Below are 12,544 nucleotides of genomic sequence, written 5' to 3' on the forward strand. Positions count from 1 at the left end.
GGTGAGAGGGTCGGAAGGCGACCCGGAATCAGGAGGACGATCGTGAAGTACATGCTGATCTGGCGGGCCACCGACGAGGGCAGTGCCGCGATGGCGGGATACGACTTCGAGAAGATGCTCGAAATCATGGGGCGGTACAACGACGAGATGATCCGAGCCGGAGTGCTCGTCGCGGCCGAAGGACTGGCCCCGCCGGAGGAGGGCGTGGTCGTGGACTACTCCTCGGAGCCGCCGGTGGTCACCGACGGGCCGTACGGGGAGACCAAGGAGCTCTTCGGCGGGTTCTACATCCTGAATGTGGCCTCCAAGGAAGAGGCAATCGAATGGGCTCGGCGGGCACCGTCGTTCGGGGCGGGATTCAAGACCGAGATCCGGCGGGTCACGACCATCGACGAATACCCGCAGGACAACGAGTGGATTCAGCGGGAACGAGCGTGGCGCGAGGCCACCGGGCAGCTGTGAGTTGTTCCCATGGCTGATCCCACCGGCCGTGAGGCCGTCGCCGCCGTGTGGCGCATCGAGTCCGCGCGGATCGTCGGTGCGCTCGCGCGCTACACCGGCGACTTCACGCTGGCCGAGGACCTCGCGCAGGAGGCCTTGGCCGAGGCGCTGGTGACCTGGCCGCGGGAAGGCGTGCCGCGCAATCCCGCCGGATGGCTGCTCACGGTCGGGCGGCGGCGGGCCATCGATGGTTTTCGCCGCCGGGCCGCGCTCGACGATCGGTACGCCGCCCTCGCCCGGGAGCTGGGCGAGGGCGGGGTCGCCGCCGGTGGCCCGCCCGCGGAAGCGGCCGAAACACCCTGGGATCCCGACCAGATCGACGATGATGTGCTCGCGCTCATCTTCATCGCCTGCCATCCCGTGCTGTCGCGGGAGGCACGGATCGCGCTCACACTGCGCGTGGTGGGCGGTCTGTCCAGCGACGAGATCGCCAAGGCGTTCCTCACACCGACCGCGACCGTGCAGGCTCGAATCACCCGGGCGAAGAAAACCCTTGCGGCAGCGCGTGTTCCGTTCGCCGTGCCCTCGGTGGAGGAGCGGCGCGAACGCCTGGGTTCGGTGCTCAGCGTGGTGTACGTGATCTTCACCGAGGGCTCCTCCGCCACCTCCGGCGACGATTTGATCCGATTCGACCTCGCCGGTGAGGCGCGGCGGCTGGCCCGGGTGCTGACCCGGCTGGTTCCCGGCGAACCCGAGGTGCACGGGCTGCTGGCATTGCTGGAACTGACCGCCGCGCGCTTCCCGGCCCGCACCGACGCCGACGGCAACCCGATTCTGCTGGCGCATCAGAATCGCCGCCACTGGGATCGGGCGGCGATTCGCCGCGGCCGGGCCGCCTTGGAACAGGCCTCCCGGGTCGGCCGCGGGCTCGGCGCGTACGGACTGCAGGCCGCGATCGCCGAGTGTCATGCCGTCGCCACCTCGGTCGACACCACCGATTGGGACCGCATCGTGGTCCTCTACGAGGCGTTGGGCCGCCTCGCGCCCTCCCCCGTCGTCGACCTCAATCGCGCGGTCGCGGTCTCCATGGCGCAGGGCCCGGACGCGGCTCTGCCCATCGTCGACGACCTGAAAACGTCCGCCGTCCTGGCCAATTCACACCTGCTCCCGACCGTGCGCGGCGAGCTGCTCCTCCGCCTGGGCCGCCGCGACGAGGCGCGCGCCGAACTCGAACGCGCGATCTCACTCTGCGGAAGCGAACCCGAGCGCATCCTGCTCGCGAAAAAGCTCGCTGACCTGGGTTGATTCCCGCGAATAGGCCGGTGTGACCGGTGAGTGAGCCATCACACCATTTCGTTAGTTAGCCTCATGCAACTATATTGGGACGCTGTTCGTACGTTGACTTGTGGGAGGCTCTGATGGCTGCGGCCCCAACCACCGATGTGGATGCCGGTGATGTCCAGACCATTCGGAGGCGACTCCGGATCGAGCACGATCACCCGCATTACAAGTGGGTCGCCCTGTCGAATACGACGCTGGGCATGCTCATGGTCACCATCAACTCCTCGATCGTGATCATCTCGCTGCCCGACATCTTCCGCGGGATCGATCTGAACCCGCTGGCGGCGGGCAATGTCAGCTATCTGCTGTGGATGATGATGGGCTTCCTGCTCGCGTCGGCGGTGCTGGTGGTCATGTTCGGGCGGCTCGGCGACATGGTCGGGCGCGTGAAGATCTACAACTACGGGTTCGTGATCTTCACGATCGCGGCGGTAGCGTTGTCGTTCGATCCGTTCACGCACGGCGGAGGCGCGGTGTGGTTGATCGGGTGGCGCGTGTTCCAAGGCATCGGCGGTGCGATGCTCATGGCGAACGCGGCCGCGATTCTCACCGACGCCTTCCCGGCCGCGCAGCGCGGGTTCGCGCTCGGCATCAATCAGGTTGCGGCCGTGGCCGGTTCGTTCCTGGGTCTGCTGCTGGGGGGTCTGCTCGCGCAGTGGGATTGGAAGGCCGTGTTCTGGGTGAGCGTGCCATTCGGCATTCTCGGGACGGTGTGGTCGTACCGGTCGCTGCACGACAATGGTCAGCGCAATGCCGGATCGCTCGATATTCCGGGGACCGTCACCTTCGCGGTTGGTTTGACCGCGTTGCTGACCGGCATCACCTATGGCATTCAGCCGTACGGGGATTCGAATACCGGCTGGTCCAACCCGTGGGTGTTGCTCGCGGTGTTCGGTGGGCTCGCGGTGCTGGCGTTGTTCTGCTGGATCGAGACCAAGGTCGCGCAGCCGATGTTCCATCTGTCGCTGCTCAAGATTCGCGCGTTCGGGCTCGGCAATCTGGCCGGGTTGATGTCCTCGCTGGGTCGTGGCGGTCTGCAGTTCATGCTGATCATCTGGTTGCAGGGGATCTGGCTGCCGCTGCACGGGTTCGACTACGAGTCGACGCCGCTGTGGGCGGGTATCTACCTTTTGCCGCTGACCGTGGGATTCCTTGTGGCGGGGCCGGTTTCGGGCAGGCTGTCCGACCAGTACGGGCCGCGGTTGTTCGCGACGCTGGGCATGGCGATCACCGCGGTGACGTTCGTGCTGCTGGTGGTGTTGCCGGTCGACTTCTCCTACTGGGCGTTCGCGGTGATCATCGCGCTCAACGGTCTGGGTTCGGGAATGTTCGCCTCCCCCAATACCGCCGAGGTCATGTCGGCGGTGCCCGCCTCGCAGCGCGGTGTCGCCTCCGGTATGCGCGGCACGCTGCTCAATGGCGGTATGGCGCTGTCGATCGGGGTGTTCTTCTCGCTCATGATCATCGGCTTGTCCAATACGTTGCCGGGGGCGATGAATTCGGGTCTGCAGGAGCAGGGTGTGCCCGCGAATGTGGCGGCGGAGATCTCGGGTCTGCCTCCGGTCGGCAGCCTGTTCGCGGCCTTCCTCGGCGTGAATCCGATCCAGGCGCTGCTCGGTCCGACCGGCATTCTCGACCACCCCGGCGTGCACAAGGACGTGCTCACCGGTCAGGAGTTCTTCCCGCACTTGATCTCCGGACCGTTCCACTCGGGTCTGGTCGTGGTGTTCCTCGGCGCCGCGATTATGATGCTGATCGGCGCGGCGGCCTCCTGGTTCGCCGGTAGCCCGAAAGTTGCGGACGAGGCCGCCGAACTTCGCGAAGCCGCCCGCGAGGGAATCTGACACGGAGGAGAGGACCCTGCCCGAGCCGACCAGCGTCGCCGACCCCGACCAGCTCACCGAAGCAGCTGAGCTGTACCACACCATCGGCCGCGTCATCCGACTGCTGCGTCACTCGGGCGACCTCGGGTCCCTCAGCCCCGGCGCCGCCTCCGCCCTGGCCACCGTCGCCCGCTCCGGCCCCCTCCGCCTCGGCGACCTGGCCAACATCGAACGAGTAAGCGCCCCAACCATGTCCCGCATCGTCACGGGCCTGGAGAAGTCGGGTTACCTGACCCGGGAAGCAGATCCAGAGGACGGTCGCGCCCAACTCCTATCCGCGACCGACGCCGCCCACAACCTGGTCACCGGCCTCACCTCAGCCCGCATCCAACGCTTCGCCGCAGCCCTCGACCACCTGACCCCGGACCAGCGTGACGCAGTCAAGTCCGGCCTGACCACCCTCATCGAGGCCCTCGACCAGCAGCGCTGACGGCCCGGCCGCGGCGGTCATCGGCATCTTCGGGACGGCGCAAACCAAGGGCCGGTAGGATTCCTGGTATGAAAGCCAATACGTCGATTTCCATCGATGACAAGGTCCTCGACAAGGTTCGGGCGGTTGCCGCCGCTGAAGGTGAAGGGATCAGCGCGTTCATGGAGCGCGCCGCTCGTCGGGAATTGATGTACCAGGCCGGTCAGGCCGTGACGGACTCACAGCGGCGGCGCGGTATCGATATCGAGGCAAAGGCGTTGGCAGACCTCGCCGCCGCCGAGGCCGCACAGTCCCGTGAGGCGCGGTAGTGGCGGTCTTGCGCGGCGAGATCCGTTCATATCTGCCGGGGATCTCCGGGCGCGACAAAGCGAGCTCATTGTCCGGGGAGAAGGTGCTCGTGATCTCCAATGATGGCGCGAACCGGACATTGCAGACAGCGGTGGTGCTGCCGGTGGAGGATCAAATCGATCCCGAATTGGCCCCTGCGGCTTTGAGTCTGGTGATTCCGTTGGGTGACCTCGATCCCATCCCAGGTGGTGCGATACTCACCTACTGGCCGAAGACAATTCCGATTTCGTGGTTCACCGAACCGATTGGAATGGTTAGCAAAGCGACGATGCGGCAGGTATTCGCTGCGCTTGTCGACTACGTCGGCGAGTAGACAGCTCCGTCCGTGGCCCGCCGAACGCCCGAGTCACCGTGATCCCATATCGGCAGGGGAATCGGGCGGGATGAGCCAGCGGGCGAAGGTTTGTTCTGGGTCGACGGTGATGATGTCGGCTCGCTCCACGAGAGCCTTTGGGACCGTGGCGTTCTCGAAGTGATCGAGACTCGGCACGATCACCGCGTCCACCCCCAAGTTCGCCACCAACACCCGCAACCGATGCACCGGGCGATCGGTGTGTGGGCGGAACACAGCAATCTTCCGCAGGTCATACCCCAGCCGCCCCGCCAACGTCCGAATCCGCACCTCATCCCACTGCCGCCGCGCTCCCGACACATCCTGCCGGATATAACCGATTGCCCCCGGGTTCATGGGTCTGCCCTCTCAGTGGTGGGTGGTGCTCGCCGGAATGGAAATGGTGGGTTCAGCTTCGGCCCACAGGAATTCGGCGGCAATGGCACTTTTGCGGGGGTCGGGCGAGAAGTGCCACAGATCGGGTCAGTATTCGAGGTGGATGAGGTCTGCTAGAGAGCGCATGTCTGGAGTGAGGGTGCGGCGTTTGCCGATGAGGCGGGCGAGGAGGTCCTTGGCGAGGCGTTGTTCGATCAGCCAGGGGCGGGCTTCTCGGGAGAGTTGGAGGAGGATGTCCAGCGCGGGATCGGGGTGGTGGAGGTCGAGGCGGGCCTGTGCGACATCGAGCAAGTGGCGGTTGCGGTTGTCCGAGGTGGGGCGCAGGCCGGTCGGCACTTCGCGGGCCAGGTGCAGGGCGAGGTCGGGGCGGTCGTCGATGACGGCATTCTCGACCCGCTTCATGGCCACGGTGGCCGGGCCGAAGAGGGTCCAATAATCCTGGCACTCCGCCTGTTCCCGGGTGACAGCCACCGCGGCGGCTTGGGCCAAGCGCATCATGCCGTCCGCGTCGTCGGGGCGGTTGTCGCGGACGGCGGCGGCCGAGCCACGCATCAACAGCCATCCCCAGGTGGAGAGTTCTCGTTCGGAGGCGGTGGACATTCGCGGCTCGATCTGGTCGGCCCAGCCGATCGCGAGCTGGTCCACCTGTTGAAATCGTCTCTCCACCAGCAAGAGCCAGCACATCGTGACGACCACCGAGGCGGCATCGAGTGCGTTGTCGGTCGATTCGGCCGAGGCGAGTGCCCGTTCGAGAACCGTGCGCGCGGTGCGTAATTGCCGCGTCTGCACCATTACCGAACCGGTCAGTTGCAGAATGCGCGCCCGCAGCCGAGGCGAAACGCTATCGCTGTCTGCGACGAGCTCGGGCAGCACGAGCGCGAGCTCCTCATAGCTGTTGTCGTGATACAGCCGTACGGCCGCCGTGAGGGATTGCGCCACATCACCGTCCGCGACCGGTTCGTCCAACAATGGCGCGCGCGGCGTGTCGATCGCACGCCGAGTCTCGGCCCAGATCTCCCCATTCCGGCTCTCCGGCGCTTCGGGTTCGGACCCGATGAGCGCCGTCAGTGGACACCCCAACCCCACCGCAAGCCGCCGCAACGTCTCGATCCGCGCGTCGTCCCGCTCCCCCTGCTCGATCTTCCGTATGAACGACACCGAAACGCCGGACCCCGCAGCAAGTTCCCGCTGCGTGAGCCCGCGCCTTTTCCGCACCGATTGCAGCCGCTGCCCCAAATCGCCGCTCATAATCCCAGCCTAGATCCGCCCGTCCCTCACCGCGCCGATCGGACACCTCTACCCCCAGCCCTGATCAGTAGGCCCGGCAACAAGATCAGGGAGCTGTCGGGGTTGGGGATTGGGCGGAAATCTGACGTGAGAGCTCCTTGATCTTGTTGGGGGGTTGGGGTTCGGGTTACATCGGGAGTGGGCGGGGCGGAGGGAAGGAGCGTTGCCGTGAGGATTGTCGTTGTGGGTGGGGCGGGGACGATCGGGCGGAGGTTGGTGCCTGCGTTGCGGGGGCGGGGGCATGAAGTTGTTGTGGCGGGGCGGAATTCGGGGGAGGTTCGGGTGGACTTGAGTTCGCATGACAGCATCGAGAACATGTATCGGGAGGTGGGGGCGGTGGATGGGGTGGTGTGTATTGCGGCGCACGGGGCGATGGATGAATTCGAGACGCTGACCTCGGATGCGTTGTACGACAACATGCGTGCCAAATTCTTTGGGCAGGTTGATCTGGTGCTCACCGGGCAGCATCACTGTGCCGACGGTGCGTCATTCACGCTGACATCCGGGATCTTCGCGGACGAGCCGTGGCCGCATGTGACCGGGGGTGGGGTTATCAGCGGCGCTTTGCACAGCTTCGTTCTGTCGGCGGCGATCGAGCTTCGTCGCAAGATGCGGATCAATGTGGTCAGCCCGACGATGGTTGGCGACTCTGTCGATGCCTTCGCCGAGTACTTTCCCGGGATGCGACCGGTGCCTATGAACGAACTCGTCGATCACTACCTGCACTGCGTCGAAGGCGAAGGCACCGGTCAGATCATCCGCGCGTATGGATAACCGGGTGGGGCAACCGAGACATTAAGCAGCCGTATCGAGGCGGTCGTGGAGGTAGGCGAGGATTTCGTCTCGGGCCTTGATGGTGGGGTGGCCTTCCTCGTCGACCAGGTGGGCGGTGACGACGCTGTGGGGGGTTTGGACGATTTCGGCGAAGAAGGGAGGTGGGGTGGGGTTGGCGTCTGCGCCGGAGAGGACGCGGCCGTCGAAGCGGTCGCCCAGGAGTTGGGTGTAGGCGGCGAAACGTTGGCCGGTGCACCACTTGTCGTTGTCGAAGCGGTAGGCCAGGGCGCGGAGGTCGTCGCGTTCGAAGCGCTCGGCTATCGCTGTCGCGTCCTCCGGGGAGAGTTCCAGGCCTGCGGGGTCGTCGAGTGGGAGGGAGGGGTGGTTGATGACCGGGGCGATGACGGCGGGTTCGAGGGTCATGGTGAGGGCGAAGTTGCCGGTGAAGCACATGCCGACCGCGCCGACGCCGGGGCCGCCGGATTCGGTGTGGGCCAGGCGGGCCAGGGCGCGGAGCCAGGTGGCGATGGGGCTGGTGCCGCCGCCCGCGAAGGCTCGGAATTCCTTGCTGACGCAGGCTTTTCGGGGGATGGAGGTGCCCAATTCTAGGGTGGGGTACGCGCCGTCGACGCCGAACAGGGACGGGACGTAGACGGTGAAGCCGGAGTCTCGGACCCAGCGGGCGAAGCGCAGGACGTCGGGGCTGATGCCGGGCATTTCGGGCATGATGATGACCGCGGGGCCGGTGCCCGCGACGTAGACATTCTTTTCTTCGCCCTCAAGGGTGATCGCTCGCTTGGTGAAATCGGCGAGAGCGTCATTGGGCGTTGAGGTTTCGGACTCCACAGTGGGATGTTAACCGTGGAGGTAGCGGACCAGCGCCTCTCGCTCGGTTTCCAGTTCGGAGATCTGGCTCTTGACCACATCGCCGATGCTGACAATCCCGATCATGCGCCCGTCCTGCACGACCGGTAGATGGCGGATGCGGTGCTGGGTCATGGTCGCGTTCAAGGTCGCGACGCGATCGTCGGGCGCGCAGGTGTGCACGGCGGCGGTCATGATCGAGGAGACCGGGGCGTCGAGCAGGTCCGCGCCGTGACTGTATAGGCGGCGCACCACATCTCGTTCGGAGACGATGCCGGAGATGGCGGCCCCGTCCGGCGAGACCACCACCGCGCCCACATTGTGTGCCGACAGGACTCTGAGCAGTTCGCGCACTGTTGCATCCGGTGCGATCGTGACGACGCCGCTGCCCTTACGGCGAAGAATTTCCGAGATTCGCATGTGTCCACCGCCCAACGCTCGGGACTATCGATGGATACCAGGATGACGCCGAAGCCGGAGCGTGAACAGCAAAGATTACGAACCGATGCCTAACCTGAAGCAAGAGCATCGAGGGCGGATTCGATGGCCCGGTGGAAGGTCGGATAGGCCAGGATCATCTCGCGCAGCGTCGCGGTGGGCACCTCGGCGTGGACGGCGACCGCCAACGCGCTCAGCACTTCTCCGCCCTGCGGGCCCACCGACGTCGCGCCGACGAGCACGCCCCGATCCGCGTCCTCCACCAGCTTGATGAACCCCTCATTGCCGACCTTGTGGATCCAACCCCGTGTGGAGGCAGGCACTTCCGTGCATCCGGTGCGCACGTGCAGTCCGGCCGCCCGGGCCTGCTCCTCGGTCATACCGACCGCCCCGACTTCCGGATCGGTGAAGGTCACGCGCGGCACCGCACGATACTGCGCGACCTCCGAACCTTCCCCGAGAATGTCATTGGCCGCGATCCGTGCCTGATACATGGACACATGGGTGAAGGCACCCGCCCCGGTGACATCGCCGATCGCCCACACCCCGTCGGCCGCACGCAACCGGTTGTCCACCAGGATTGACTTCGCGTCCTCGTCCAGCCCGACCGCCCCGATTCCCAACGCCGCCAGATCGGTTCGCCGCCCCGCCGCCACCAGCAGCCGCTCGGCCCGCACCGATTCACCATTGTCGAGTTCGAGGGTGAACTCCCGCCCGTCGTGCCGCACCGCGGTCCCCCGCACCCCGGTGCGCACCTCGATCCCCTCGTCCGCGAACACCCGCGCCAGCAACTCCCCCGCCTCCGGCTCGTCCTTCGGCAGCAGTCGCCGCGGCACCACCACGGTCACCCGGGTACCGAACCGCGCGAAAATCTGCGCGAACTCGACACCGACGGGCCCGCCGCCCAGCACGATGAGCGACTCCGGCACCTGGGTCGTCGGCACCGCGTCCCGGTTGGTCCAGTAGGGCGTCCCCGCGAGACCGTCCAGCGGTGGAACCGCCGGGGCCGTGCCCGGATTCAACAGGATCCCCCGCCGGGCGCGGAACACCCGATCACCGTTCTCGGTCGTCACCGTCACCTCGCCGGGGGCGGTGATCTTGCCCCACCCGCGCACGAAGGTCCCGCCCGCCTTCTCGAACCGCTCGACGGCGGCCGCGTCATTCCAGTCATCGGTGGCCTCGTCGCGGATCCGTGCCGCCACCGGCCCCCAATCCGCCCGCACCGTGGCCGATCCCGCGAGCCGATCCACCCGCCGCGCCTCGGCGAGCACCCCCGCCGCCCGCACCATCATCTTGGTGGGAACGCAGGCGTAGTAAGGGCACTCCCCACCGACGAGCCGCCCCTCGACACCCACCACCGAAAGCCCGCCTCGCGCCAGCCGCGCACCGGCATCCTCACCGCCCGGTCCCATTCCAATGACGACGACATCCACCGATTCGGCAGGCACACGCACTCCTTCGCTCGACAACCGCCTCGACGCTAGCGTCCGTGCGGGGAGTCGAAGGTGAAGACCCGCCCGCCCAGCAGTAACTGGCTCCCCGGTTCGAGCACGGTCAGTTGCCCCGGCACCGCCCGCACCCAGTCCGGCCGACCGGGCAGCCGAATGTGGGTGCCATTGGCCGAGCCGCGATCCATCACCACGACCTCCCAGTCCACCAGCCGTATTTCCGCGTGTACCCGCGACATACCGCCCGACGCGTCGGGGATGCGGATGGCTTGCGCGCCCCGGCGCACCTGCTCGGAGCGTTCCGGTTCGCGGCCGATCACCAGATCGGAATCGAGCACGTAGGAGGTGCCGTCGTCGAGCTTCAGCACACCCAGCGGCGGTCGAATGCCTTCGGTGAGCACCCGGGTCGCCTGATCCATCGAAATCCCGCACGCAGTGCAAAAAGCCGCGCGGGGATCGTTGAGATGCCCACGCGCACAGGTGAACCCGCTCACGACCACCCCGGTCACCGCGCGTGCGCCCGGCTGCGCGGTCGGCGCGTTCACGCCGACCGCGCTGGAGGCCGAACTGGCATTCGCTGCGGGCTTGCGCGTTATGCCAGATTCCGCCTCCCCGCGCCCGTTCCGCCGTTCGAAGGGCCGCACCTTCCGGCCGGAATCGACTCGCGCCCGAGCCCTGCGCACCGCCGAACTGCCACGCCGAGACTGCGATTCGTCCTCCTCCCCCAACCACATCACCGCACCCGACCCCGGCACCCGCCCATCCCGCAACGTCCAGATTCCCGGCTGCGGCAGGTCCGCACGCGGCTCGTCCTCGTCCACGAACACCGCCGCCGCCCGCGCCGGGCCAGGGCTCACCACCCGATCCACGGTGAAAGCCGCATCGCGCCCGTGCAATACCTCCCGGTGATCATCCCCCTCCAACACCGCGGTGACCCGCCCGTGCAAGAACACCGCCAGCCCCCGCACACCTGGCGTGAGCACCCCGAACTCCACCCGCTCCTCATCTTCGCGGGCCATGAGCCACGTGCTCACCAGCCGTGCGAACGTGCGCCCCGTGCGTCTGGTCTCCCGCGAGGAGGCGTCGGCCACCAACTCCAGCAGCTTGTCGAGCACCGCCACGGACTCGGACGTAGCGGTCACTTCGGTCGAATCCCGATGCGCGACAACGACGACCACGCCGTCGACACTGGCCACCAGATGCGACCCGGCCACCACCTCTACCCGTCCCACGTCACGACCTCCCGCCGCTCATACTGATTCATCGATCCGGCCGTCGGTTTCGATGCAGCGTTGCGGGATGTCTCCCCTCATTTGCCGGATGGTACCGGTCGCGTCTCCTCGACAGCCCGGCATCGACGTATTGCGCGACAGGCGAATCCGCGACGCGACCGCGAGTTCTGGCGAAGCTGCTCCGCGGTCCGCCACCAGGCACGTAGCATGCGGGACGTGGCCGATGCGAAACGTCCCGCCGCGGTGCGGGTCCTCGTCTACAGCAATGACGCCGATACCCGGAGCCAGGTGATGCTGGCCCTGGGCAGACGGCCGCACCCGGAGTTGCCACCCATCGAGTACGTCGAGGTGGCGACCGGGCCGGTTGTCATCGAGCGCATGGACAAGGGCGATCTGGATCTGCTGATCCTCGATGGCGAGTCCGCCCCGACCGGCGGCATGGGCCTGGCCAAGCAGCTCAAGGACGAAATCGCCGACTGCCCACCGATAGTCGTGCTGACCGGCCGCCCGGATGATGCCTGGCTGGCGAACTGGTCGCGTGCCGAGGCGGCGGTGTCGCATCCCATCGACCCGATCCGTCTCACCGACGCCGTGCTCGGTGTGCTCGGCGATAGCTTCGCGGCCTGATCTTCGGCCGATCTTCCACTGCCCCGTGATCAGGGCATATCCACGTCACGTGACATTCGCGATTGCGTCCAATCGGTCATAAAAGACCGTTCCGAATTCGATCAAACGCGATCGCGAATCGTCATGTATCTTCTGGTCCGGGTTGTAATCTGTGCCGTAGCTCACACGAGCGCGGGCATCGGTATCACTGATCAATGACGCCGCCGCCTCACTCGCTGCTGCCATCCGAAGTGCGTTGTCCAGCTCGCAGGAGGGGTAGTTCTGTTGTGAATATAGAAGTGCCGACCCTTGTACTTGGCGCGGTCGCGGCCGCGTTCGGGGTGTTCTCGATCTTCCTGGCGGCCCTCATCGGCCCCAAGCGCTACAACCGGGCGAAGCTCGAAGCCTACGAATGCGGTATCGAACCGACCCCGCACGCCGTCGCGGGCGGGCCGGGAAATGCTGCGGGCCAACGCTTTCCGGTGAAGTACTACCTCACCGCCATGCTGTTCATCATCTTCGACATCGAGATCGTGTTCCTCTACCCGTGGGCCGTCCACTTCGATGCGCTCGGAGTGTTCGGACTGGCGGCGATGGCGTTGTTCATCTTCAACGTCTCGGTCGCCTACGCCTACGAGTGGCGGCGCGGCGGACTCAGCTGGGACTGACGCGCAGCCGGATCGACTGGCGCACAGGGGTATTCGAATCATCAATCCCCGCACGTG

15 protein-coding genes are annotated in these 12,544 nt (G+C 66.5%); 9 read left to right on the forward strand and 6 right to left on the reverse strand.

The genetic code is table 11. From position 1 onward, the window contains the following. Positions 1–42 precede the first annotated feature (42 nt). From VMT40_RS23435 to VMT40_RS23460, 6 genes are all read left to right on the forward strand, one after another. Complete coding sequence (locus VMT40_RS23435; protein WP_326310996.1) at positions 43–462, forward strand: YciI family protein; 420 nt, start codon at positions 43–45, stop codon at positions 460–462. A 9-nt stretch (positions 463–471) separates the two neighbouring features. Next, on the forward strand, positions 472–1,746 hold the full coding sequence (locus tag VMT40_RS23440; protein WP_326360802.1) for an RNA polymerase sigma factor: 1,275 nt from the start codon (positions 472–474) through the stop codon (positions 1,744–1,746). Positions 1,747–1,859: 113 nt separating this feature from the next. Continuing rightward, positions 1,860–3,626, forward strand: coding sequence for an MFS transporter (locus VMT40_RS23445; RefSeq protein WP_326360804.1), 1,767 nt, complete (start codon positions 1,860–1,862; stop codon positions 3,624–3,626). Further along, complete coding sequence (locus tag VMT40_RS23450; RefSeq protein WP_326360805.1) at positions 3,577–4,095, forward strand: MarR family winged helix-turn-helix transcriptional regulator; 519 nt, start codon at positions 3,577–3,579, stop codon at positions 4,093–4,095. The genes VMT40_RS23445 and VMT40_RS23450 overlap by 50 nt, the downstream gene beginning before the upstream one ends. Positions 4,096–4,163: 68 nt before the next feature. Next, positions 4,164–4,403, forward strand: a complete 240-nt coding sequence (locus tag VMT40_RS23455; RefSeq protein WP_326360806.1) for a ribbon-helix-helix protein, CopG family — start codon at positions 4,164–4,166, stop codon at positions 4,401–4,403. Continuing rightward, positions 4,403–4,756: a type II toxin-antitoxin system PemK/MazF family toxin gene (locus VMT40_RS23460; RefSeq protein ID WP_326360807.1), complete on the forward strand. Its 354-nt coding sequence runs from the start codon at positions 4,403–4,405 to the stop codon at positions 4,754–4,756. The genes VMT40_RS23455 and VMT40_RS23460 overlap by 1 nt, the downstream gene beginning before the upstream one ends. A gap of 33 nt (positions 4,757–4,789) precedes the next feature. On the opposite strand, the gene VMT40_RS23465 is transcribed toward VMT40_RS23460, so the two are convergent. Together VMT40_RS23465 and VMT40_RS23470 are read right to left on the reverse strand one after the other, a co-directional pair. Continuing rightward, the gene (locus tag VMT40_RS23465) at positions 4,790–5,131 is read right to left on the reverse strand and encodes a hypothetical protein (RefSeq protein ID WP_326360808.1); all 342 of its coding nucleotides are present in this window, start codon (positions 5,129–5,131) and stop codon (positions 4,790–4,792) included. Between the two features lie 126 nt (positions 5,132–5,257). Further along, entirely contained in the window at positions 5,258–6,418 is a 1,161-nt protein-coding gene (locus VMT40_RS23470) for a helix-turn-helix domain-containing protein (protein ID WP_326360810.1), read from the reverse strand. 222 nt (positions 6,419–6,640) lie between these two features. Here VMT40_RS23470 and VMT40_RS23475 point away from each other — a divergent pair, with 222 nt between their 5' ends. Then, positions 6,641–7,231 carry a short chain dehydrogenase gene (locus VMT40_RS23475; RefSeq protein ID WP_326361731.1) on the forward strand — a complete coding sequence of 197 codons (591 nt, stop codon included), beginning with the start codon at positions 6,641–6,643 and terminating at the stop codon, positions 7,229–7,231. A 21-nt stretch (positions 7,232–7,252) separates the two neighbouring features. Here the strand turns inward: VMT40_RS23475 and VMT40_RS23480 are convergent, their stop codons facing one another. From VMT40_RS23480 to VMT40_RS23495, 4 genes are all read right to left on the reverse strand, one after another. Then, positions 7,253–8,077 carry a dienelactone hydrolase family protein gene (locus tag VMT40_RS23480; protein WP_326360812.1) on the reverse strand — a complete coding sequence of 275 codons (825 nt, stop codon included), beginning with the start codon at positions 8,075–8,077 and terminating at the stop codon, positions 7,253–7,255. A gap of 9 nt (positions 8,078–8,086) precedes the next feature. Beyond that, positions 8,087–8,515, reverse strand: a complete 429-nt coding sequence (locus VMT40_RS23485) for a CBS domain-containing protein (protein WP_326360814.1) — start codon at positions 8,513–8,515, stop codon at positions 8,087–8,089. A gap of 89 nt (positions 8,516–8,604) precedes the next feature. Then, a complete protein-coding gene (locus VMT40_RS23490) occupies positions 8,605–9,981 on the reverse strand; it encodes a dihydrolipoyl dehydrogenase family protein (protein WP_326360816.1) in 1,377 nt (458 codons plus the stop codon). Between the two features lie 32 nt (positions 9,982–10,013). Next, on the reverse strand, positions 10,014–11,213 hold the full coding sequence (locus VMT40_RS23495) for an FHA domain-containing protein (RefSeq protein WP_326360817.1): 1,200 nt from the start codon (positions 11,211–11,213) through the stop codon (positions 10,014–10,016). A 207-nt stretch (positions 11,214–11,420) separates the two neighbouring features. On the opposite strand from VMT40_RS23495, the gene VMT40_RS23500 reads away from it, so the two are divergent. Beyond that, complete coding sequence (locus tag VMT40_RS23500) at positions 11,421–11,840, forward strand: Rv3143 family two-component system response regulator (protein WP_326360818.1); 420 nt, start codon at positions 11,421–11,423, stop codon at positions 11,838–11,840. 266 nt (positions 11,841–12,106) lie between these two features. Continuing rightward, positions 12,107–12,487, forward strand: coding sequence for an NADH-quinone oxidoreductase subunit A (locus tag VMT40_RS23505; protein ID WP_033090134.1), 381 nt, complete (start codon positions 12,107–12,109; stop codon positions 12,485–12,487). Positions 12,488–12,544: the final 57 nt, after the last annotated feature.

Source organism: Nocardia sp. CDC160 (assembly GCF_035818795.1).
In the GTDB taxonomy this organism is placed as follows: domain Bacteria; phylum Actinomycetota; class Actinomycetes; order Mycobacteriales; family Mycobacteriaceae; genus Nocardia.